Annotated in this window: 17 protein-coding genes; 14 read left to right on the top strand and 3 right to left on the bottom strand. The window is 70.6% G+C overall.

Annotated features, from left to right (window positions below):
• Positions 1-46: 46 nt before the first annotated feature.
• The gene (locus ABZ860_RS12070) at positions 47-745 is read right to left on the bottom strand and encodes a GntR family transcriptional regulator (RefSeq protein WP_357218665.1); all 699 of its coding nucleotides are present in this window, start codon (positions 743-745) and stop codon (positions 47-49) included.
• Between the two features lie 268 nt (positions 746-1,013).
• Between ABZ860_RS12070 and ABZ860_RS12065 the strand changes: the two genes are divergently transcribed.
• Genes ABZ860_RS12065 through ABZ860_RS12045 form a run of 5 tightly spaced genes read left to right on the top strand, consistent with a single transcriptional unit; the run spans position 1,014 to position 5,297 of the window.
• Positions 1,014-2,174, top strand: a complete 1,161-nt coding sequence (locus ABZ860_RS12065) for an NRAMP family divalent metal transporter (RefSeq protein ID WP_357218798.1) — start codon at positions 1,014-1,016, stop codon at positions 2,172-2,174.
• Between the two features lie 16 nt (positions 2,175-2,190).
• The gene (locus ABZ860_RS12060) at positions 2,191-2,958 is read left to right on the top strand and encodes a 5-oxoprolinase subunit PxpA (RefSeq protein WP_357218795.1); all 768 of its coding nucleotides are present in this window, start codon (positions 2,191-2,193) and stop codon (positions 2,956-2,958) included.
• The gene (locus ABZ860_RS12055) at positions 2,955-3,569 is read left to right on the top strand and encodes an allophanate hydrolase subunit 1 (RefSeq protein WP_357218663.1); all 615 of its coding nucleotides are present in this window, start codon (positions 2,955-2,957) and stop codon (positions 3,567-3,569) included. The genes ABZ860_RS12060 and ABZ860_RS12055 overlap by 4 nt, the downstream gene beginning before the upstream one ends.
• Before the next feature lie 10 nt (positions 3,570-3,579).
• Complete coding sequence (locus ABZ860_RS12050) at positions 3,580-4,512, top strand: biotin-dependent carboxyltransferase family protein (protein ID WP_357218660.1); 933 nt, start codon at positions 3,580-3,582, stop codon at positions 4,510-4,512.
• Entirely contained in the window at positions 4,512-5,297 is a 786-nt protein-coding gene (locus ABZ860_RS12045) for a putative hydro-lyase (RefSeq protein WP_357218658.1), read from the top strand. The genes ABZ860_RS12050 and ABZ860_RS12045 overlap by 1 nt, the downstream gene beginning before the upstream one ends.
• A 43-nt stretch (positions 5,298-5,340) precedes the next feature.
• On the opposite strand, the gene ABZ860_RS12040 is transcribed toward ABZ860_RS12045, so the two are convergent.
• Complete coding sequence (locus ABZ860_RS12040; RefSeq protein WP_357218792.1) at positions 5,341-6,285, bottom strand: Dyp-type peroxidase; 945 nt, start codon at positions 6,283-6,285, stop codon at positions 5,341-5,343.
• An 827-nt stretch (positions 6,286-7,112) separates the two neighbouring features.
• On the opposite strand from ABZ860_RS12040, the gene ABZ860_RS12035 reads away from it, so the two are divergent.
• Both ABZ860_RS12035 and ABZ860_RS12030 read left to right on the top strand, forming a co-directional pair.
• On the top strand, positions 7,113-14,579 hold the full coding sequence (locus ABZ860_RS12035) for an RHS repeat-associated core domain-containing protein (protein ID WP_357218655.1): 7,467 nt from the start codon (positions 7,113-7,115) through the stop codon (positions 14,577-14,579).
• 82 nt (positions 14,580-14,661) lie between these two features.
• Complete coding sequence (locus ABZ860_RS12030; RefSeq protein ID WP_357218652.1) at positions 14,662-15,363, top strand: DUF6193 family natural product biosynthesis protein; 702 nt, start codon at positions 14,662-14,664, stop codon at positions 15,361-15,363.
• Between the two features lie 9 nt (positions 15,364-15,372).
• Here the strand turns inward: ABZ860_RS12030 and ABZ860_RS12025 are convergent, their stop codons facing one another.
• Positions 15,373-16,110 carry a GntR family transcriptional regulator gene (locus ABZ860_RS12025; protein WP_357218650.1) on the bottom strand — a complete coding sequence of 246 codons (738 nt, stop codon included), beginning with the start codon at positions 16,108-16,110 and terminating at the stop codon, positions 15,373-15,375.
• A 112-nt stretch (positions 16,111-16,222) separates the two neighbouring features.
• On the opposite strand from ABZ860_RS12025, the gene ABZ860_RS12020 reads away from it, so the two are divergent.
• From ABZ860_RS12020 to ABZ860_RS11990, 7 genes are all read left to right on the top strand, one after another.
• Positions 16,223-17,374 carry an extracellular solute-binding protein gene (locus ABZ860_RS12020; RefSeq protein ID WP_357218647.1) on the top strand — a complete coding sequence of 384 codons (1,152 nt, stop codon included), beginning with the start codon at positions 16,223-16,225 and terminating at the stop codon, positions 17,372-17,374.
• Positions 17,375-17,378: 4 nt separating this feature from the next.
• Positions 17,379-18,215, top strand: coding sequence for an ABC transporter permease subunit (locus tag ABZ860_RS12015; RefSeq protein ID WP_357218645.1), 837 nt, complete (start codon positions 17,379-17,381; stop codon positions 18,213-18,215).
• Positions 18,203-19,078, top strand: a complete 876-nt coding sequence (locus ABZ860_RS12010; RefSeq protein WP_357218643.1) for an ABC transporter permease subunit — start codon at positions 18,203-18,205, stop codon at positions 19,076-19,078. The genes ABZ860_RS12015 and ABZ860_RS12010 overlap by 13 nt, the downstream gene beginning before the upstream one ends.
• The gene (locus ABZ860_RS12005; RefSeq protein WP_357218640.1) at positions 19,075-20,169 is read left to right on the top strand and encodes an ABC transporter ATP-binding protein; all 1,095 of its coding nucleotides are present in this window, start codon (positions 19,075-19,077) and stop codon (positions 20,167-20,169) included. Before ABZ860_RS12010 ends, ABZ860_RS12005 begins: the two co-directional genes overlap by 4 nt.
• Positions 20,159-20,827, top strand: coding sequence for an HAD family phosphatase (locus ABZ860_RS12000; protein WP_357218638.1), 669 nt, complete (start codon positions 20,159-20,161; stop codon positions 20,825-20,827). Before ABZ860_RS12005 ends, ABZ860_RS12000 begins: the two co-directional genes overlap by 11 nt.
• A 65-nt stretch (positions 20,828-20,892) precedes the next feature.
• Positions 20,893-21,255, top strand: a complete 363-nt coding sequence (locus ABZ860_RS11995; RefSeq protein ID WP_357218635.1) for a helix-turn-helix domain-containing protein — start codon at positions 20,893-20,895, stop codon at positions 21,253-21,255.
• A 132-nt stretch (positions 21,256-21,387) separates the two neighbouring features.
• A complete protein-coding gene (locus tag ABZ860_RS11990; protein ID WP_357218632.1) occupies positions 21,388-22,422 on the top strand; it encodes a zinc-binding alcohol dehydrogenase family protein in 1,035 nt (344 codons plus the stop codon).
• Positions 22,423-22,470: the final 48 nt, after the last annotated feature.

The raw sequence follows: 22,470 nt of genomic DNA, 5'->3' as shown, positions 1-22,470 counted from the left end.
GGCGGGCAGGCCGGACCCGCTCGGCGGAGCCCTCCGCGACGAGGACTCAGACCGCGCGTTCCGCGTAGGCGGCGAGCAGCTGGGCCTCGGCGGTGTCGAAGTACGCGAGCAGCTCGCGCTCGGCCCGCTCGTGGTCGCCGTCGATCAGCAGCGTGGCGATGCGCGCGTTGTCCCCCAGGTAGGGCTCGTGGAAGGTCCTGAGCTCGCCCATCACGTGGAAGGCCAGCCGCAGCTCGGCGAGCAGGCGCGCCATGGTCTCGTCCACGCGGGGACTGGCGAGCAGCGCGGTGATCGCGCGGTGGAAGCGCATGTTGGCGGTGCCGACGGCCGCCCAGTCGCCGGTCTCCGCGGCCGACCGACCATCCTCGACGTGGCGCCGCACCTCCGCCACGGCCTCGGGCGGGGCCGTGGCGGCCGCACGCACGCCGGCCGTCTCCAGGATGCGCCGCATCGCGTAGATGTCCGCCACGTCGGCCGCGGCGAGCTTGCGGACGAAGACTCCGCGGTGCAGCTCGTGCACCAGCAGGTTCTCGTGCGACAGCAGCCTGAACGCCTCTCGGAGCGTGTTGCGGGAGACGCCGAGCAGGTTGCCGATCGTCTCCTCCGACAGGCGGGTGCCCGGGGGCAGAGAGCCGTCGATGACGTTCTCCCGCAGGACGTCGGCGACCAGTTCCGCGGCGCTGGCCCGATCGAGCACCGGCCGAGCCGCGCTCAACCGTGCCGCCCAGTCCGCCATAGCCGTCATCGCCCAGACCCCTTCTCGACCGCCGGATCACTCCAGCTTAGGCCGCGCCGCGCCGGCCGGATTCTGCGATCACCATCGGATCCCGCGCGATCACACTCGGTTGTAGCGTGGCGGTAACCTACAAGGGTCTTGATGAATCGTTGAACAATCCTCTAGCTTCCAAGGGAGGTGAGCAAAGGAGTCCCGCATGAACCGACCCCCCGGCACCCAGACCGCTTCATCCCCGGGCACCACGAGCGGCGGGCGGCGCGCGGCGCTGCTCGGCGCGATGTTCCTCATGGCCACGAGCGCCATCGGCCCCGGCTTCATCACGCAGACGACGACGTTCACGGCGCGGCTGGGGGCGGCGTTCGCGTTCGTGATCGTCGCCTCGATCCTCGTCGACATCGCCGTCCAGCTGAACGTCTGGCGGGTGATCGGCGTCTCCGGGATGCGCGCCCAGACGCTGGGCAACCGGGTGCTGCCCGGTTCGGGGTATCTCCTGGCCGTCCTCGTGGCCTTCGGCGGCCTGGTGTTCAACATCGGCAACGTCGGCGGCGCGGCACTCGGCCTGAACGCCCTCGCGGGGGTCGACGTCAAGATCGGCGGAACGGTGTCCGCCCTGATCGCCGTCGCCATCTTCCTCAGCAGGCGGGCCGGGGCGGCCGTCGACCGGATCGTCGTCGTCCTCGGCGTCGTGATGGTGGCGCTGACGCTGTACGTGGCGGTCGTCTCCCACCCGCCGGTGGGCGAGGCCCTGCGGCAGACGGTCCTGCCGGACACGGTCGACTTCCTCGCCGTCACGACGCTGATCGGCGGCACGGTCGGGGGTTACATCACCTACGCGGGAGCGCACCGGCTCATCGACGCGGGCGTGACCGGGCCGGAGAACGCCGGCCAGATCTCCCGCGGCTCGGTCACCGGCATCCTCGTCACCGGAGTCATGCGGGTGATCCTCTTCCTCGCCGCGCTCGGCGTGGTGGCCGGAGGATTCCGGCTCGCCGCGGACTCGGCGAACCCGGCCGCCGACATCTTCCACAGCGCGGCGGGCGAGCTGGGCCTGAGGCTGTTCGGAGTCGTCCTGTGGGCCGCGGCCATCACCTCGGTCATCGGCGCCTCGTACACCTCGGTGTCGTTCCTCGCCAGCTTCTCGCCCCGGATGGACCGCTACCGCTCGTGGATCACGGTGGCCTTCATCGTGGTCTCGACCGCGGTCTTCCTCCTCCTCGGCAAGGCTCCGGCCAACCTCCTGATCCTCGCCGGGGCGCTCAACGGCCTCATCCTGCCCGTCGGCCTGGCGGTGATCCTCTGGGTCGCCGCACGCCGCCGTGATCTCATGGGCGGATACCGCTACCCTGTCTGGCTGCTCGGCATCGGTGTGCTCGCCTGGGCCCTGACCATCTACCTCGGCTGGAACTCCCTCAGCGGGATCAGCGCGCTCTGGAGCTGACGTGCCCTACCCGACGATGTGCATCGACCTCAACTCCGATCTGGGCGAGGGCTTCGGCCGGTGGACGCTCGGCGACGACGACGCGCTGCTGTCGATCGTCACGAGCGCCAACGTCGCCTGCGGATTCCACGCGGGAGACCCGGTGATCATGCGGCGCACCTGCGAGACCGCGGCCGCGCGGGGCGTGGTGATCGGCGCCCAGGTCGGCTACCGCGACCTGGCGGGCTTCGGGCGGCGCTTCGTCGACGTGCCGCCCGCCGAGCTCGCCGACGACGTCATCTACCAGATCGGCGCGCTGGACGCCTTCGCGCGGGTGGCGGGCACCAGGGTCAGGTACGTCAAGCCGCACGGCGCGCTCTACAACGCGATCGTGCATCACGAGGCGCAGGCCGCCGCGGTGGTCGCGGCCGTGCGGGCCTACGACCCCGGCCTGCCCGTGCTCGGCCTCCCCGGCTCGGCGTGGCTGCGCCAGGCCTGCCGGGCCGGCCTCACCACGGTCGCCGAATGCTTCGCCGACCGCGCCTACACCCGTGAGGGCAGGCTGGTGCCGCGCGGCGTGCCCGGCGCCGTCCTGCACGACGCCGCCCAGGTCGCCGAGCGCAGCGTGCGCATGGCCAGGGGCGAGCCGGTGGAGGCCGTCGACGGGACGCCGCTCACCGTCACGGCGGACTCGATCTGCGTGCACGGCGACAGCCCCGGCGCCGTCGCCATGGCGCTCGCGGTCCGTGACGCGCTCAAGGAGAACGGCATCGGCCTGGCGCCGTTCGTGGAGGACAGACCGTGAACGCACGGCTGCACCGCTGTGGCGAGCACGCGGTCCTGGTCGAGCTCGACCGTCTCGAGGAGGTGGTCGCCCTCTACGACGCCCTGGCGGCCGACCCCCCGCGGGGAATCGTCGACGTCGTCCCCGCGGCGCGCACGCTGCTCGTCCGGTTCGAGCCGCCGGCCCGGCACGCCGAGGTGGAGTCCGCCGTCCTGGCCGTACGGCCGGCCGCAGGCCGCCGCGCGACGACCGAGGAGGTGGTGATCCCGGTGGTGTACGACGGCGACGACCTCGCCGACGTGGCCCGGCTGACCGGGCTCACCGAACGCGAGGTCGTGGCGGCGCACACCGGGACGGCGTGGACGGTCGCCTTCTGCGGGTTCGCCCCCGGCTTCGGATACCTGATCGGCGGCGATCCCCGGCTGGCCGTGCCCCGGCGGCCGGAGTCGCGCGTGCGCGTGCCCACCGGCGCCGTGGGGCTCGCCGGGGAGTTCAGCGGGGTCTACCCGCGCGAGTCTCCGGGCGGCTGGCAGTTGATCGGGCGGACCGAGACCGTGGTGTGGGACATCGCGGCCGACCCGCCCGCCCTGCTGCGCCCTGGGGTCCGGGTGCGATTCGCAGAGGCGCTGTGAGTGAGACATCGTGAGTGAGGCGACTGTGAGCGGGCTTGGGCGGGCGCTGGTGGTGCTGGCCCCCGGTCCCCTCACCACGGTGCAGGACCTCGGGCGGCGCAGGCACAGCCATCTCGGCGTCGGGCGCTCCGGCGCCGCCGACCGGGGCGCGCTGCGGCTGGCCAACCGCCTGCTGGCCAATCCCGAGGACGCCGCCTGCCTGGAGGTCACCCTGGGCGGGCTGAAGGTGCGCGCCATCGGCGACCTGCTCGTGACGCTCACCGGCGCGCCGTGTCCCGCCGCCGTCACCTGCCCCGACGGGCGCGCACGCGGCGTCGGGCACGCGTCGGTCGAGCGCCTGCCCGACGGGGCCACGCTGCGGCTCGGCGTGCCGTCCCGCGGGCTGCGGACCTATCTGGCGGTCCGCGGCGGGATCGACGTCCCCGAGGTGCTGGGGTCGCGGGCCACCGATCTGCTCTCGGGGCTCGGCCCGGAACGTCCGGTGCCCGGATCGGTGCTCCCGGTCGGGCCGGCCCCCGCGGGGTTCCCCGTGGCCGATCTCGCCCCGGTGCCCGAGCCGGAGTCCGGTGTCCTCACGCTGGACGTGCTCCCGGGACCACGCCACGACTGGTTCACGCCCGGGGCGCTGGAGGCCCTGTGCTCCGAGCCGTACGAGGTCACCGCGCACAGCGACCGGGTCGGCATGCGGCTGCGCGGGCCGCGCCTCGAACGCGCGCGCGACGGGGAGCTGCCGAGCGAGGGCATGGTCCTCGGCGCGCTGCAGGTGCCGCCGTCGGGACAGCCGACGCTCTTCCTCGCGGATCACCCCGTGACCGGCGGTTATCCCGTCATCGCGGTGCTTCGCGATCACCACGTCGACCGGGCGGCGCAGGCCCGCCCCGGGCAGCGCGTCCGGTTCCGCATCGACCGCGACCATCGATCTCACCGGCCGAGGAGGCCCTGATGGAACTCGACCCCGCACGACTGACCCCCCGCGAGGCGCGGGCTCTGTTCCGGGGAGGGCTGGTCACGCCCACGTCCGGCTGGGCGGCGGGATGGGCGCAGGCCAACCTGATCGCGCTGCCGAAGGACAGGGCGTACGACTTCCTGGTGTTCGCGCAGCGCAACCCGCGCCCCTGCCCCGTGCTCGCCGTCACCGAGCCGGGCGAGCCGTTCGCGTCGATCTTCGACGGCGACCTGCGCACCGACCTGCCCGCCTACCGCGTCTACCGGGACGGCGAGCAGGTCGCCGAGGTCACCGACGTGACGTCCTACTGGCGCGACGACCTCGTGGGCTTCCTGATCGGCTGCAGCTTCACGTTCGAGGCCGCGTTGCTGGAGGCCGGCGTGCCGATACGCCACATCGAGGCGGGCACGAACGTGCCGATGTACCTGACCGACCGGCCGTGCGTGCCGGCGGGCGAGCTTTCCGGCCCCCTCGTGGTGTCGATGCGCCCGATCCCCGCCGAGCTGGTGCCGGCCGCCGTACGGGTCACCTCGCGCTATCCGGCCGTGCACGGCGCGCCGGTGCACGTCGGCGACCCCGCCGCCCTGGGCATCGCCGACCTTGCCAAGCCGGACTTCGGCGACCCGGTCGAGGTGCGCGACGGCGAGCTGCCGGTCTTCTGGGCCTGCGGGGTGACGCCGCAGGCCGCGGTGATGCGGTCGCGTCCGCCGTTCGCGATCGGCCACGCGCCCGGCCACATGGCGATCACCGACGCCCGCGACAGCGCCTACCTGGTGCCCTGAGGCGGCATACGAACCCGTGAGGCGGTGACCGCGCTCAGCCGCTTCACCATCGATCGGGGTCCAGCCTGGCGGGAACGAAGAAATAGCCCCCACCCGTTGTGAGCGTGTACCGGCTCAGGGCCTCACCCGCCAAACGTCGCTGGACAGCCTCGAAGCCACGTTTCAGGTCCGCCTGGTAGCACACGAACAACAGGCCCTCGTCCAACATGCCGAAGCCGTCCCTGCCACGACTGTAGGAGAAGCTGCGGCGGAGCATGCGAGGTGGTTCGACTCCGGGCAGCCGCGGGTTGGCGCGGCGAACGTGGGAGTCCAACGGTGTGATCGATCCGTCCGCGTCTTCAGCGAACGCCGTGTCGTCGAACGGGGCGAGCCCGTCCAGGCGCGTCCCGTCACGGTGCCGCCCGATGGTCTTCTCCTGCACTTCTACGGGGTCGGCGTCCCACAACGTCTGAGCCAGCCGGACGAGCCGGACCACTTGATAAGTGCCGGAGCGTGCCCAGAGCGGCTCTCCCGCCGCCTCAGGCACCTCGATCAAATCCCGCAATGCGCGTTGGCTCCCTCGGCGATCCGGATTTCCGTAGCCTTCCATGAATCCGAAGAGATTACGAGTCAGCGCCCGGCCGCTCTCCTCCCGGTTTTCGTTCCTGAAGCCGTCCACCGACCATCGGACTTGGTAACCGGGAATCGAGTCCAGCAGGTTCTTAATTGCACTCCGCGCCTCTTGCGCGGTCGCGGCACAGATCTGGACCAGCACGTCTCCATGGGTGAAGTCGGGGTCGAGCAAGTCCCCCGGGAAGGAGGGCATCCGGCTCAACTGCCGGGGACGTTCGAAAGAAACTTCCTTATCAAACAACGACGCCCCGAGCCCGATCGTGATTTCGGCAGACGCGGGCGACATCTGCGTCGCGACTCCGAGCTCGCGGAAGAACGGCTTGGCCTCGTTGACGTCGAGAGCGGTGAACACCGCATACGAGGGTGGCGGTGACATGAGAACGGCGGGCTGAGAAGACGGCGGGCTGTACCCTCCGCTACCCGCGGTGAGTAGAGCACCGCTCACCACCGTTCCCGCCGTCGCCAGTGCCCTCCGTCGAGAGATCGGCCCACTCGGGATTTTGGTCGGGGATAAGTAGCGCTTCCGGTCGAGCTCACCTTGCCGAACTCCCAAATCTACCGACGGATCGCCCATGATCACAGTTTCCCAGCCATGCATCTCCTGGAAGGATAAGTTTCCAGATCAACTCTTGACCGAACTTGCGCCCTATAACAGGATGTGTCCTGTTATAGGGATCTTCGAGTTAGTTCAACGACCCGTCAAGGGGCCACGGACCGACCGGGCTCGATGGACGGGGCGTGCACATAGGGGCCACTTTTGGCGGCCGTGACAGCTCCGCTCAACCCTAAAGCAGGTTTGCCGCCGATTTCCGGACATGCCATCCCGGTACCCGATTCACGGCGATTTCCGGTTCTGCCGATTCCGCAAAGTTCGTTAGGCCGAAATCACCCACGGCATCGGATGGAAGCGGGCCCCGGAAAACGTGGACGCCGCGGCGGACCAGGACGCGGTACCGGCCGAACCGCGAGGTCCCGAGCCTTGCTGACGCTGAACCATCGATTTTCACGTGCGGATAACTTCCTGGCCGAGTCGCCACGCGAGACCACCTGCGTTGCCGCCGGCCTTACAGGGGCGGAGTCGGGTCGATGCGCGTAAGGGTACGTTCTCGGATCTTCATCGCCGCTCTGGCGATGCTCATGGCGCCATCGGCCCTTCCCACGGGATCGATGACGGCGTATGCGGAGTCGGCAGCGAAAAAGGACATGGCGGCCACCGCCGCCGGACCTACCGCGAAGACGGCCGCTAGGGAAGAGACCGACGCGTCCACCACCCCGCGCGTCCAGGGCCCGGTCGCCCCGGCGGCGTCGGCCCCGGCGGGCCCGGCCACCTACGCCTACGACGCCGCCGGACGCCTGGTCGGGGTCACCCAGCCCTCCGGTGAGACGGCCCGTTACCGCTATGACCCGACCGGGAACCTGCTCGGCGTCGACCGTTTCCCGTCCAGCGACCTGTCGGTGCTGAGCGTGGTCCCCACCTCCGGCCGGGCGGGGGCCACCGTCACCATCAACGGCACCGGCTTCTCCGCCACCGCATCGGCGAACCAGGTGACCTTCAACGGGACGACGGCGACGGTCACCGCGGCGACCCCCACCTCGCTCCAGGTGGAGGTGCCGGCCGCAGTGACGGCGGGCCCGGTGCGTGTTCAGGTGGGCGGCACCACGGTCACCGGGGAGACGTTCACCGTCGCCGCTGCGCCACCGGCCGTCACCGCGGTCTCGCCCACGGCCGGGCCGCCCTCCACCACCGTGACGCTGACCGGCTCGGGCTTCGATCCGGTGCTCGCCAACAACGTGGTCGACGTCAACGGCACCCTCGCCGAGGTGACGGCGGTCACCGCGACCAGCCTGCAGTTCGTGGTCCCCCTCGGAGCGACCACCGGCGACATCCTCGTCACCACCCCCGCCGGTGGGACACAGACGCCCGGCCGGTTCTCGGTGCCCTACCCGGGGGTCGACGCGGCCCTCATCGAGAGCGTCACCCCGATGACGGTCGGCGGTGCGGCCCAGGCCGTCAGCGTCAGTACCGCGGGCAAGGCCGCGCTGGTGGTGTTCCGCGCCCCCGACCACGGCCAGGTCGGCATCGGGCTGACGGCGTCGACCTTCAGCGGCTCGATCAAGGCTCAGGTGGTCGGTCCCCAGGGCAAGGTGGTCGCCGAGCTGTCCGGCATTCCGGCCCGCGATCTGGAGCTGACCCATCTGGAGGCCGGCGCCACCTACCAGTTGCTGCTGGACCCCGACGTCGCGTCGGACACCGGGCAGGTTCAGGTGACCCTGAGCGCTCCGGCCGGCGGGCAGCTCGCCGTGAACGGCACGGCGTCGGTCACCGCGATGTCCAGGCCCGGTCAGGACGGACTGTTCAGCTTCACCGGCCAGGAGGGCGACGATCTCAGCCTGGGCTTCACCGCCAACTCACTGACCAGCTACGCCTTCGTCGACATCCTGGCCCCCGACCTGTCGGTCCTGGTCGACGGCTACCAGCTCACCACCGGCGGGACCGCCGACATCGACCTTCCGGCGCTCGACGCGTCCGGCACATACGTCATCCGCATCGACCCCAACCAGGCGTCGACCGGCAACGTCACCCTCACGCTGTCGGCCGCGCAGACCGCCGTCCTGACCTCCTCGGGCGCCGCGACCCAGATCTCCATCACCCGTCCCGGTCAGGACACGGTCGTGACCTTCAGCGGTACCGAGGGCGAGATGGCCAGCATCGGCCTCACCTCCAGCACCCTCAACCAGGACACCAAGTTCACCGTCAAGGACCCAGCGGGGAACGTCCTGGTGGACTGGACCTTCCTGAAGATCTACTCCGCCTCCGACATCGACCTCACGCGACTGCCCGCGACCGGCACCTACACCGTGCGGCTCGACCCCGCTTCGGCCGGCACCGGCGGGGTGCGGCTGACGCTCTCCCCTCCCGCCACCGCCGGGCCGCTCACGGCGAACGGTTCCGCGCTCACCGCGTCGATCACGCGCCCCGGCCAGGACGCCGTCTTCACCTTCACCGGCGCGGCCGGGACGAAAGTCAACCTCGGACTGAGCACCACGCTGACCAAGAACGCCTACATCTACGTCAGCAAACCGGACGGCTCCCTCCTCGTGGACGGCCGGCTCCTCGTGGCCTACGCCAAGGGGAACGTCGATCTGACGCTGCCGGCCGACGGCACCTACCGGCTCCGGCTCGACATCGTCGACGCCGGGACCGGCAACGTCACCGCGACGCTCTCCACTCCTCTCGCGGCCGGCGAGGTCACCCCCACGGGACCCGCCAAGACAGTGACGATCAGCCGTCTCGGCCAGAACGCCGTCCTGACGTTCACCGGGACGGCGGGGCAGGCGGTGAACTTCGGGTTCACCTCCAACACGTTCACCGATCAGATCTACCTCGATGTCGTGGCGCCCGACGGGACGGTCGTGGTCAACGACCGGAGCGTCGCCGCGTACTCCAAGAGCGATCTGGACCTGCTGTCGCTCCCGGCGTCCGGCACCTACCAGCTCGTCGTCGACCCGGCGTACGGGGTGACCGGAAGCATCACCGTGACCGGCTCCCTGTCGGTCCTGCCCGGCGAACTGGCCGTGAACGGCGCGGCGCTGCCCGCCACGCTCACCCGGGCGGGGCAGGACGCGATCTTCACCTTCACCGGCACCAGCGGGCAGCTTCTGCGGCTGAACGTGTCCGGCGTGGCGTCGTTCGGCGGAAGCAACGTGTTCGTGACGGTGATCAAACCCGACGGCACCGAGCTGAGCCCTTACGCCACGCTCAGCGCCGACGGGGGGGTCACGGTTCCGGCTCTGCCCGTCTCCGGGTCCTACAAGGTCGTGGTGGACATCGGCAACGCGGCCACGGGGACGGTCACCCTCGCGCTCGCCACCAGGACGGCGGCCGCCGCCGCGGCGGCGGCGCGGACCGCGCCCACTGCTACACCCACGCCGGTGCCGTCTCCCTCGGGGCTCACGTCTCCGCAGCTTGAGACCATGGCCGACGAAGCCATGAGCAAGGGCCCGTCATGGCAGCCAGACCGCGGCAACCTGAGCGGTTTCGACTGGAACATCCGGCGCGGCCCCGCCCAGCAGGCGCAGGCGTTGACCGCCGCGTCCGGCCAGACCGCGCTGGCGGGCCAGGTGCGTACGGTGGACGGCCGAGCGCTGCCGCGCGTCGCCGTACGGCTCGGTGAGGCGCGCGGGGAGACCGACGCCCAGGGCAGGTTCCTGCTCACCGGAGCGCCCGCCGGCACGGGAACCCTGGTCGTCGACGGCGGCCCGGCGGGCCGTAAGGGCGTCAGGTACGGCCACTACGAGATCAAGGTGGAGGTGGCCGCCGGCCGGACCACCGCGTTGCCGTACACCATCTGGATGCAGCAGCTCGATACCGAGCACATGGTGCGCTTCCCCTCGCCGACGACCGCGGAGACCGTCCTGCGCACCCCCAAGATCCCGGGCCTGGAGGTCCGCATCCCCGCCGGCTCTGTCACCCGCGACGGCGACGGCAGGGTCGTCACCGAGCTGGGGATCACGCCGATCCCGATCGATCGGCCACCGTTCCCCTTGCCCGAGCGTGGCATCGTCCCGGTCTACTTCACGGTGCAGCCGGGCGGGACGTACATCTTCCCCGACGGGGCGCAGATCATCTATCCCAACTACACAAAGCTGCCGGCCGGCACGCGGGTGGACTTCTGGAACTACGACCCCGAGCGGCGCGGCTGGTACGTCTACGGCAAGGGCCGGGTGAGCGCCGACGCGCGCCAGGTCGTCCCGGACCCGGGCACCAAGGTGTGGGCGTTCCACGGCGCCATGTTCAACACCGAGTTCATCCCGCCGTGGCTGAAGAAGTGGGCGAAGGACTTCGTCGACTGGCTGTCGGGTGACCCGGTGGAACTGTCGTCGGGACTGATGTCCGACACCCGAACCGACCTCGCCGTCGACGACGTGATGCCGATCGACGTCACCCGTGTCATGTGGCAGGGCGATGTCGAGTCGCGGGAGTTCGGGATCGGGACCACCTCCCGCTACGGCATGATCCTCCACTCCGAGCACCAGTACACCGAGGTGGACCTGTACATCCCCGGCGGCGGCAAGGTCCACTACGTGCGGACCTCGCCCGGCGTCAGCTTCACGGACGCGGTGTTCGAGGCGCGCGGCACCACTGGGGAGTTCCAGGGCTCGAAGGTGTGGTTCAAGGGGAACGGCAGCTGGGTCGGCGACTGGCGGCTGACCCTCCGCGACGGCACCGAGTACGTCTTCCCGCAGTACTCGCGGCTCAGCGCGGTCCGGGACCGGTACGGCAACGAGATCCGGCTCACCCGGGCCGCCAACCCGACCGAGGATCTGACGCAGATCACCTCCCCCAGCGGCAAGTGGATCAAGCTGAGCTACGACGCCCAGCACCGCGTCGTCCAGGCCCGCGACAACATCGGCCGCACAGTCGGATACACCTACAACGCCGCCGGACGCCTGGAGGCCGTGACCGACCCCGCGGGCAAGGTGACCCGCTACACCTACGACTCCTCCGGACGCCTCGCCACGGCCAGGGACGGCCGCGGAATCACCTACCTGACTAACGAGTACGACACCGCGGGGCGGGTCCTGCGGCAGACGCTCACCGACGGGCAGGTGTACGACTTCGCCTACACCACCGACGCGAACGGCCAGATCACCGAGACGCGCGTCACCGAACCCGGCGGCAGGGTGCGGCGCGTCACCTTCGTGGACGGCCTGGTGAACACCGACACCACCGCGTACGGCACGCCGCTGGCGCGCACCGTCACCTACGAACGCGGCGCCGACCAACGGGTGGACGCCGTCGTCGACCCCTTCGGACGGCGCAGGGCCTACCACTACGACGCGCGGGGGAACGTCACCCACACCACCACTCTGGCGGGCACCGCGAACGCCACCGACTCCGCCAAGGTCACCTACGCAGGACCGTACGGCCAGCCGACGAAAATCGTCGACGAGCTGGGCAAGACCACAAAGTTCGGCTACGACCAGAACGGCAACCTAGCCTCGGTCACCGACCCGATGGGCCGCTCGGCGACCTACGTACACAACCGCGCCGGACAGCTCACCTCGGTCACCGATCTCACCGGGGAGACCACGACGCTCGCCTACCGTCACGGCCAACTGGCCGGCGCCACCGACCCGGCGGGCGGCAAAACGACCTTTTTCAGCGACGCCGCGGGGCGCCGGATCGCGATCACCGCTCCGGACGGCGCGACTTCCCGTGTCGTCTACGACGCCCGCAACCAGGTCACCCAGACCGTGGACCCGCTCGGCCACACGCTGACTTTCGGCTACGACGACACCGGCAACCTGCGTACGCTCACCGACGCCCGCCAGCACAGCATCACCTGGAACTACGACGACTCCGACCGGGTGATCGGGTTCACCGACCCCCTCGGCCGTTCCTCCTCCACCACTTACAACGCCGCGGGACGGCCCGTCACCACCGTGAGCCGCAAGGGCACGGTCACCCAGGTCGACTACGACACGCTGAACCGGCCCACCCGCATCTCCTACGGCGTCAGCGGCACCACCGCCGAGTCGCGCACAACGTTCTCCTACGACGCCTTCGACCGATTACAGCAGGTCACCGACACCGCGACGACCGCCCCGGCCACCTTCGGCTACGACGACCTCGACCGCACGACCCAGGTGACCACGGCGAACGGCGCGATCGGTTACACCTACGACGCCGCGCAACGGCTCGCCACCATGACCGCCACCGGTCAGGCCCCCGTCACCTACACCTACGACGACGCCGGTGACGTCACCCGCATCGCCCAGGGGGCGCAGCAGACCGACATCCAACGCGACGGCTCCGGACGCGTCGACCGTCTCGACCTGCCCGGCTCCTGGAGCCAGAACTACACCTACGACACACGCAACCGGATCACGGCCGTGACCTACGAACACGGCACCACCGTCAAGGGAGTGCTGAACCAGGCGTACGGCCCGACGGGCGACCTGGTCGAGGCCACCGGCGACTTCGCGAGGATCGCCCTGCCCCAGGCCGTCGCCGGCTTGACCTACGACGACGCCAACCGCCTGACCAGTCGAGGCGGCCAGACCCTCACCTACGACAATGACGGCAACCTCACCAACGACGGCACCACCACCTACAGCTGGAACGCACGCGGCGAGCTCACCGGCCTGAACCGCACCGGCCTGAGTGCCGCCTTCGGCTACGACCCCCTGGGGGACCGGGATCGCCGCAGCGTCGCGGGGAGCACCCGGAACTATCTGAACGGCCAGGGCAACCCCGTCACCGAGGCTGAAGGCAACGGCTCCGTCACAACCCTGCTCTCCGGCGGCACCGACCGCTGGCTCGCCCGTACCTCACCCACCGGCACCCGGGCGTACCTGACCGATCCCCTCGGCTCGGTCCTCGCGCTCGGCGACGCCTCCGGCCAGATCACCGCCTCCTACGCCTACGACGCGTACGGCAACACCTCCGCAAGCGGCGATCCGGAGGGCAACGCCCTGACCTACACCGGCCGTGAGGACGACGGCACCGGCCTGATGTACTACCGGGCCCGCTACTACAGCCCCACACTCCAGCGCTTCATCAGCGAGGACCCCATCGGCGTCGCCGGCGGCACCAACCTGTACGCCTACGCTGCGAACTCGCCGACGAACTACACCGATCCCACAGGCAACAACCCCATGCTCGTCGGCTGTCTGGTCGGAGGACTCACCGACGGCGCCATCGACTACCTGAGCCAGCGCCTGTCGGGCCGCAAGGTCGACTGGGGGCTGAGCGGCGTCGGCGGCGCCGCACTCAGTGGCTGCCTGCTGGGCGGCCTGTTCGGCGCCTTCGCCAAGCTGCCGAAGTTCGGGCGATGCCTGCTCAACAGCTTCACCGCCGACACCCCGGTGGTGATGGCCGACGGCAGCCGCAAGCCGATCTCGGCCGTACGCGTCGGAGACAAGGTGCTGGCCGCCGACCCGGAGACCGGCGAGACCCGCGCCGAAGAGGTCACCGCCCTGATCACCGGGGAAGGCGACAAACAACTGGTTCACATCACCGTCGACACGGACGGCCCCGGCGGAACCGCAACCGGGACGGTCACCGCGACCGACGGGCATCCCTTCTGGGAACCGGTCCTCGGCGAGTGGCTCACTGCCGGCCGGCTGAAGCCGGGCATGTGGCTGCGCACCGGCGCGGGCACCCACGTCCAGGTCACCGCGGTCGCCCGGGAGACCGCTCACACGCGGGTTTACAACCTGACGATTGCCGACCTTCACACCTACCATGTGCTCGCCGGAACGGCGTCGGTTCTCGTCCACAACGACGGCTGCGGAGTGGCACTGGGGTTCCAGGTGCACGGAACCAAGCAATTCGCGGAGAGCAGAGGCCTGCGGCACTTCCTGCACCCGCGCTATTCCGGGGACGCGTGGCGGGCGCCGGTCCAGAGAGCGATCGGCGACGGCACCGTGGACTTGCACGTGAACACGACCGGCTTCAACGCCGGCTTCCGTGACATGGTCATGCGGGGTAAGAGCACCGGCGCCAGAGCGACCGAGGAGGAGATGTACTGGATCGCGAGAGCGGTCGCGAACGGCCGCAGGGAATGGAGTTCCGTCAAATTCTACGACGAGAACGGGAACATTCTGAACATTCCCGAACCCGATTGGTCGACCTTCGGCAGACTGCCTGATTTCTATTTCTGAGCCGGCTGAATCCTTGTCACGGGTCGAGGCCGGGCCTGCCGCGTACGATACGATGACGTGCCGGTGGAAGGGACGATGCCGAGTGGCGGAGAAAAGAAAAGATCCGGACGACGGAATAGCCGGCGTCGTCAACGGGAGCCTTTATCCGGATCTCCTGCGGGACGGCGGCCTCGCGTCGGCGATGCGCCGCCTGGCGTCCCGCGGCCGATGGGATCTGGGCCGAATCGAGACCGACGTCGGCCCAGCGCGTTTCGTCAGCGCCACGATGAGTTCCGATCGGGGCAGGATAGCGATCCTCCTCGGCGCCGAAAAGCGCTTCTTCTCCATCAGGATCTCGCACCTGGGCCACGTGTGGGCAAGCGGCGCCACCGACGACCTGGCGGCGGTCACCGGGGTCGCGGACGCCTGGCGCAAGGGCGCGACCCTGGACGAGCTGGTGCACCGCTTCCCCTTCATGCACACGAACGCGCTGGCTCTTGCCTTCGAACGGGGTGACCCGATCCCCACTCAGTGGGACGAGCTTCTTGGACATCCCGAACTCGTTCACGTCCGGCCACTGCTGAACGCGGCCCATTCCGACGAGCGGCTTCGCGCCCTGTTTCCCTACGTCAGCCATGGCACCCTGCGCCTTTACCGGGATGTTCGCGACACGTCACTGGGGGAGCTTCGGCTCGTGCCGCTGCCCAGTGGAGGGTTCCGGGTCGAGGCGACCTGGAACGACTCGACGGGGGAAGCCGATTCGCTGCCGGAAGCCGTGAGACTCGCCCGCTCCTTCCTGCCCTGACCGTCCTGGTCAGTCGCCGGCGCGGCGGACGAGGGGGTTGGCGGCGGTGGAGTTGCGGATGCTGAAGGTCACGCTCCCGGCGCGATAGCGGTCGTCGGAGGACTCGACGGGCCGGCCCTCCTGGGTGGTGGTGACGCGGCGCTGGCGCAGCAGGGGGCTGCCCCGCCGCACGCCGAGCAGCCGGGCGTCCTCGCTGCCGGCCGCCACCGCGTCGATCAGGTGCTCGCCGTACGCGAAGACCAGGCCGACCGACTCGTAGAGCTCCTGGGTCACCGACTCGCAGTCGGGGTCGAGCCGCTCGACGGCGGGGGCGATCCAGCCGGCGTAGACGGTGCGCTCGACCAGCACCGGATCGCCGTCGAGCCGCCGCAGCCGCAGCACGTCGAGCACCTCCTCCCCCGGCTCCAGCGACAGCCGTACGGCCTCCGAGGGCGAGCACGGGCGGCGATGCGAGGACAGCACTGTGCCGCTGGCGCGGTAGCCCATCGACCGGGCCCACTGGGCGAAGCTGTGCAACTCGGCGAAGCTCTGGCTGCGCTCGCTGCCGAGCACGATGCGCCGCGCGCCCTGCCGGGACCCGACCAGCCCCTCCGCGGCGAGCAGGGCGACGGCCTGGCGGACGGTCCCGCGCGCCGCCGAGTAGCGTAAGGCCAGCTCAGCCTCGGAGGGGAGCTGAGCGCCTATCCGATAGTCCCCCCTGACGATGGCGTCCCGAAGGTCACTCGCGATCTGTTCGTAGCGCGCCATCGTGCTGAGCCCTTCCGTTCACGCGACTGACATCGATATGCGACTTACTAGCTCTGGCTTGTTTGTACAAGTTCGCCTAAGTTCGATCCACGCACCATAGTGGGAGGGACCGTTGTCCACACGTACCGCCGGCCTCGTGGCCGCGCTCACGATAACCACCTCAGTGATCGCGGCATGTGGCGCCGCCCCCACGACCGCCGGCGGCGGCTCGGGATCGGGTGATTCCAAGGCAGCCTCCGCGACCTCCGCCCAGGACTTCGGCGGGCTGGACAAGCTGGTGGAGGCCGCCAAGAAGGAAGGGCAGCTCAACACCATCGCGCTGCCGCCGGACTGGGCCAACTACGGCGAGGTCATCAAGGCGTTCGAGGCCAAGTACGGCATCAAGATCACCAATGACAACCCCGACGGCTCCAGCCAGGACGAGATCAACGCGGTCAAGACGCTCAAGGGCCAGGGCCGCGCCCCCGACGTGCTCGACCTCGGCAGCGCCTTCGCGCTGAGCGGCGCCCAGGAGGGCCTGTTCGCGCCCTACAAGGTGCAGAGCTGGGACAAGATCCCCGACGGCCAGAAGGACGCGAGCGGCGCCTGGTACTACGACTACGGCGGCTACATCTCCATCGGCTGCGACGCCAAGCGGGTCAAGACCTGTCCCCAGACCTTCGCCGACCTGCTCAAGCCCGAATACAAGGGGATGGTCGCGCTCAACGGCGACCCGACCAAGGCCGGCGCCGCCTTCGCCGGCGTGTACGCCGCCGCGCTCGCCAACCAGGGCTCGTTCGACGACATCCAGCCCGGCATCGACTTCTTCAAGAAGCTGAAGCAGAACGGCAACTTCAACCCGGTCGAGGCCACCCCCGCCACGGTCGAGAAGGGCGAGACCCCGGTCACCCTCGACTGGGACTACCTGCAGGCGAGCTACGCCAAGGAGTTCTCCTCCAAGGGCGTCGAGTGGAAGATCGCCATTCCCGCGGACGGCCAGTACGCCAACTTCTACGCCCAGGCGATCAACAAGTGGGCGCCGCACCCCGCCGCCGCCCGCCTCTGGCAGGAGTTCCTCTACAGCCCCGAGGGCCAGAACCTGTGGCTGAAGGGCTACGCCCGCCCGGTGCTGCTGCCCTCCATGCAGCAGGACGGCAGCGCGGACGCCGCCATGGTCGCCCAGCTCCCCAAGGTCGAGGGCACCCCCTCCTTCCCCACTCCCGACCAGGTCAACAAGGCCAAGGAGGTCCTGGCGAGCGGGTGGGGCGCGGCGGTCTCGGGCTGAGATCGTGCGCGACAGCCGTACGCGGTCGAAGAGCCGGTGGGCGGCCGTGCCGCTGCTGGTCTTCGTCGCCATCGTCTTCGGCGTGCCGATGCTGGTCCTCCTCGGTGGCACGTTCACCAAGGAGGGCACCTTCAGCACCGCCAATCTCACCGAGTCGCTCCAGGGCGCGTACCTGACCGCCCTGCTCGGGAGCGTCAAGATCTCGGCGCTCGTGGCGGTGCTGGGCGGGGTGCTCGGCACCTTCCTCGCCCAGGCCGTGGTGACCTCCAGGTTCCATGCGCTGCGCGAGGCGGTGCTGACCGCCTCCGGCGTGCTGGCGAACTTCGGCGGCGTGCCGCTGGCCTTCGCCTGGATCGCCACGCTGGGCAACTCGGGCGTCGTCACCACCTCGCTCGGGCTCGGCGGCCACGGGTGGAGCTTGTACAACTTCTGGGGTCTCACCCTGGTCTACCTGTACTTCTCCATCCCCCTCCAGGTCCTCACGGTCGTGCCCGCGCTCGACGGGCTGCGCCCGCAGTGGCGTGAGGCCGCGCAGAACAACGGCGCGAGCACCTGGCAGTTCTGGCGGTACGTCGGTGTTCCGGTGCTGACCCCCGCGCTGCTCGGCGGGGTCGTGCTGCTGTTCGGCGGCGCGTTCTCGGCCTACGCCACGGCGCAGGCCATGGTCGGGTCCACCGTCCCGCTGGTCACGCTGAAGATCGCCGACGCGCTCACCGGCAACGTCCTGATCGGCCACGAGAACGTCGCGCTCGCCCTCAGCCTCGACATGATCGTGGTCGCGGGCCTGGTCATGGCCGTCTACCTCCCGCTGCAGCGAAGGAGCGCCCGATGGCTTCGCTGACTCCCCAAGTCACCGCACAGGTCACTCCTGGGGCGGCGTCCCCGCGCGGCGGCAGGCCGCGGCGTCCCCGGGTGTGGCGCGGGGTGGTCCTCGTGCTCGCCGCCGTCTACTTCCTCGTCCCGCTGATCGCGTCGTTCGTCTTCACGGTGAAGGTGCCCGGCCAGGGCTTCTCGCTCGACGCGTACGGCCAGATCTTCTCGGCCGAGGGCTTCGGCGGCAGCCTCCTGCTGTCGCTCGGGCTCGGCGTCGCCACGATCGTGCTCGTGCTGCTGCTGACGCTGCCCGCCGCCGTGGCCGTACGGCTCGGCGCGCCGGGGCTGCGGCCGGTGCTCGAGGTGGTCTGCACGCTGCCGTTGGTGGTGCCCCCGATCACGTTCGTGGCCGGGATCAGCACGGTGCTGCGCTGGGGGCCCGACTACCTGGCGAGCACGCCGTTCTACCAGACGATCATCGCGGTGCAGAACCCGGATTTCCCGGTGGTGCTCGTGCTCGCCTACGTCGTGCTGGCGCTGCCGTTCGCCTACCGCTCGCTCGACGCGGGCCTGGGCGCGATCGACGTGCGCACGCTGTCGGAGGCGGCCAGGAACCTCGGGGCCTCGTGGCCCCACGTGCTGCTGCGGGTGATCATCCCCAACATGCGGTCGGCGATGGCGAGCGCGTCGTTCCTCACGCTGGCGCTGGTGCTCGGGGAGTTCACGATCGCCCGGCTGCTCAGCTTCGAGACCTTCCCCAACTGGATCTACCGGATCTCCGGCTCACAGGCGCAGGTGTCGGTGGCCGTCTCGGTGTTCAGCCTGCTGATCACCTGGCTGCTGCTGCTCGCCCTGTCGTCCGCCGGTGCGAGGCAAAGGAGTGGATCATGAACGGCGCCCGGGTCGAGTTCCGCGGCCTGCGGCGGCGGTTCGGCAGCACGGTCGCGCTGGACGGGCTCGACCTCGCGGTGGAGCCCGGCGAGCTGATCGCGCTGCTCGGCCCGTCGGGGTGCGGCAAGACCACCGCGCTGCGCTGCCTGGCCGGCTTCGAGCAGCCCGACGAGGGCGAAGTGCTGGTGGACGGCGCCGACATCACGCGCGTGCCGGCCAACCGGCGCGACGCCGGCATGGTCTTCCAGTCCTACAGCCTCTTCCCCAACCTCAACGCGCGGGACAACGTCGGCTTCGGCATGCGGGTGCGCAAGGTGCCCGCCGCCAGGCGGCACGCCCGCGCGCAGGAGCTGCTCGAGCTGGTCGGCCTGCCCTCGGTCGGCGACCGCTACCCCCACCAGCTGTCCGGCGGCCAGCAGCAGCGCGTGGCGCTGGCCCGCGCCCTCGCCCTGGAGCCCAGGGTGCTGCTGCTGGACGAGCCGCTGTCGGCGCTCGACGCCAAGGTGCGGGTCACGCTGCGGGAGGAGATCCGCCGCCTGCAGCTCTCCCTCGGCATCACGACGATCTTCGTGACGCACGACCAGGAGGAGGCGCTGTCGATGGCCGACCGGGTCGCCGTGCTGCGCGACGGCCGCCTGGAGCAGGTCGCCGACCCCGCCACACTGTACGACCGGCCGGCGACGCCGTTCGTCGCCGAGTTCGTCGGCGCGATGAACCACCTGCCCGGCCTGGTGTCGGGCGACCGGGTCACCGTCCTCGGGCAGACGCTGCCCGTGGAGGGCCGGGCGCCGGGCACCGCCCAGGCGGACGTGCTGGTGCGGCCGGAGGCCGTGCTGGTCACGCCCGCCGCCTCATCCGGCGCCGAGGGCGACGGGATCGTCATGGTGTCGTCGTTCCGCGGCTCCACCGCCCGTCTGCGGGTCCGCCTGGGCGACGGCACCGAGGTGCTCGCCGACGTCCCCGGCCACGACTCGGCGCGCTTCGCGCCCGGCAGCGCCGTACGGGTCGGGCTGGTCGAGCGGCCCGTGCTCGTGTCGGCCCGTTCGGAGACCGGAGCCGCGGCGGCGGTCCCCGAACCCGATGTCGTCTAGGGAGCGCCCGGCGGCGGTCCTGTTCGACATGGACGGCACGCTGGTGGACACCGAGGACCTGTGGTGGGACGCCTGCGTGGAGGTCGCGGACGGCCTGGGCTCCCCTCTCGGGGAGGCCGACCGGGAGGCATTGTTCGGCCTGTCGGTCGAGGACGCCGCCCTGCACATCACCGCCGCTCTGGACACCACCGGGGGCCCCGGGGCGCCGGCCGTCGAGACCATGCTGACGGACGCGTTCACCCGGCGGCTCGAGAACGGGGTGACCACGCTCCCCGGCGCGGTCGCGCTGCTGGAGGCCCTGCGCGCGGCCGGGATCCCGGCCGGGCTGGTCAGCGCGTCCCCCCGGCCGGTCGTCGACCTCGTGCTCGAGACCGTCGGCGGGCACCGCTTCCGGCTGTCGGTGGCCGCCGGGGACAGCGCCAGGAACAAGCCCGCGCCCGATCCGTACCTGGCCGCCGCGGCACGGCTCGGCGTCGACCCGGCCGCGTGCGTGGCGGTCGAGGACAGCCCGACCGGCGTCGCCTCGGCCCGGTCCGCCGGGTGCGCCGTCATCGTGGTCGGCTCCTCAGGCGCGGTCAGCGGTGTGACGGCGGTGCCGACGCTGGAGAGCGTCGACCTGCCGCTGCTGCGCCGGCTGGTCTCCCGCGCCCCCATGTGAGCCGGTGCCGTGAGCCGGCGCCGGTCACTCCGCGGACCCAAGTTCCCTTTGGGTATCGTCGCAGCATGCACGCCATGAACGCCGTCTGCGACGACCCCAAGGACGTCTACTCTGCCGCCTGCCCGTGCCGCAACATGCTCGACCTGCTGGCCAACAAGTGGAGCGCGCTGGCCCTGGGCGCCCTGGAGGACGGGCCGCAGCGTTTCGGCGCGCTGCGCGCCCGGCTCCAGGGCGTCAGCCCCAAGGTGCTCACCCAGACCCTGCGCCGCCTGGAGGACCACGGCCTCGTCGACCGCGACGTGTATCCGGAGGTGCCGCTGCGCGTGGAATACAGCCTCACCCCGCTCGGCCGGGACGCCAACGTCCCGCTCGCCCACCTGCGGACGTGGGTGGAGCGCAACATCGACCGCTTCCCCGGCTCGGACTAGCCCTTCTACCTCGATGGTTCCCGATGGGTACTCGTATCCCTTGCGGGTAACCAGGCGTCGGTGGATACCGTGCACGCCATGCCGCCGAGCCGTACGGCCCGGCGTGGAATCCATGAAGCACGAGGGACAGACATGAGCGAGAACCAGAGCGGGACCATGCCCGCCGTCGCCTTCCGGCGCAGCCTTCCCGTCGACGACCCGGAAAGCCTCCTGGACGTGGAGCTGCCGGTGCCGCGACCCGGCCCGCGTGATCTGCTGGTCCGGGTGGAGGCCGTCGCCGTGAACCCGGTGGACTACAAGGTCCGGCGCAACAGCGATCCGGGCGGCGAGCCCAAGGTGCTCGGCTGGGACGCCGCGGGCACCGTGGTCGCTGTGGGCGACGAGGTGGAGCTGTTCGAGGTCGGCGACGAGGTCTACTACGCCGGTGCGATCGACCGGCCCGGCGCGAACTCCCGCTTCCACGTGGTGGACGAGCGCATCGTCGGCCACAAGCCCGCCACGCTGTCCTTCACCGAGGCCGCCGCGCTGCCGCTGACCTCCCTCACGGCCTGGGAGGGCCTGTTCGAGCGGCTGGGCCTGCGCGGCGACGCGCTCGACCAGACCGGAACGCTGCTGGTGACCGCGGCCGCGGGCGGCGTCGGCTCCATCGTCGTGCAGCTCGCCCGCGCCCTGACCGGGCTCACCGTCATCGGCACGGCCTCCCGGCCCGAGACGGTGGAGTTCGCCCGCCGGATGGGCGCCCACCACGTCGTGGACCACCGGGAACCGCTGGTCAAGCAACTGGCCGAGGTCGCGCCCGGCGGCGTGGATCACGTCTTCAGCACGACCGGCACCGACCGCAACCTCGCGGCCTACGCCGAGGCGCTCACCCCCTTCGGCCGGATCGTCGCCATCGACGACCACGACTCCCTCGACATCGGCGTGCTCAAGCCGAAGAGCATCGCGTTCCACTGGGAGCTCATGTTCACCCACTCGCTGTTCCGGACCCCGCACCAGGTGAACCAGCACCGCATCCTCGACCGGGTCGCACGGCTGGTGGACGCCGGGGTCCTCACGACCACCGCCAACCTGGACCTCGGCCCGGTCAACGCCGCCAACCTCCGCGAGGCCCACCGGATCCTCGAATCGGGCACCGCGATCGGAAAGATCACTCTTACCGGCTTCTGAGGCCCGCCGCACCGGGCCCGGGAACAACGGAGACGGCCCGGCAGGTTG

The sequence above is a fragment of the Microbispora sp. NPDC046973 genome, assembly GCF_040644495.1.
Taxonomy (GTDB): domain Bacteria; phylum Actinomycetota; class Actinomycetes; order Streptosporangiales; family Streptosporangiaceae; genus Microbispora.
This window is presented reverse-complemented; position numbering and strand designations above follow the sequence as displayed.

Bases quoted from the DNA above. Each gene is read 5' to 3' on its own strand.
- ABZ860_RS12045 (WP_357218658.1), top strand. From the start codon at position 4,512: ATGGAACTCGACCCCGCACGACTGACCCCCCGCGAGGCGCGGGCTCTG.
- ABZ860_RS12000 (WP_357218638.1), top strand. From the start codon at position 20,159: ATGTCGTCTAGGGAGCGCCCGGCGGCGGTCCTGTTCGACATGGACGGC.
- ABZ860_RS11995 (WP_357218635.1), top strand. From the start codon at position 20,893: ATGCACGCCATGAACGCCGTCTGCGACGACCCCAAGGACGTCTACTCT.
- ABZ860_RS12035 (WP_357218655.1), top strand. From the start codon at position 7,113: ATGGCGGCCACCGCCGCCGGACCTACCGCGAAGACGGCCGCTAGGGAA.
- ABZ860_RS12005 (WP_357218640.1), top strand. From the start codon at position 19,075: ATGAACGGCGCCCGGGTCGAGTTCCGCGGCCTGCGGCGGCGGTTCGGC.
- ABZ860_RS12065 (WP_357218798.1), top strand. From the start codon at position 1,014: ATGTTCCTCATGGCCACGAGCGCCATCGGCCCCGGCTTCATCACGCAG.
- ABZ860_RS12025 (WP_357218650.1), bottom strand. From the start codon at position 16,110: ATGGCGCGCTACGAACAGATCGCGAGTGACCTTCGGGACGCCATCGTC.
- ABZ860_RS12060 (WP_357218795.1), top strand. From the start codon at position 2,191: ATGTGCATCGACCTCAACTCCGATCTGGGCGAGGGCTTCGGCCGGTGG.
- ABZ860_RS11990 (WP_357218632.1), top strand. From the start codon at position 21,388: ATGAGCGAGAACCAGAGCGGGACCATGCCCGCCGTCGCCTTCCGGCGC.
- ABZ860_RS12010 (WP_357218643.1), top strand. From the start codon at position 18,203: ATGGCTTCGCTGACTCCCCAAGTCACCGCACAGGTCACTCCTGGGGCG.
- ABZ860_RS12040 (WP_357218792.1), bottom strand. From the start codon at position 6,285: ATGTCACCGCCACCCTCGTATGCGGTGTTCACCGCTCTCGACGTCAAC.
- ABZ860_RS12070 (WP_357218665.1), bottom strand. From the start codon at position 745: ATGACGGCTATGGCGGACTGGGCGGCACGGTTGAGCGCGGCTCGGCCG.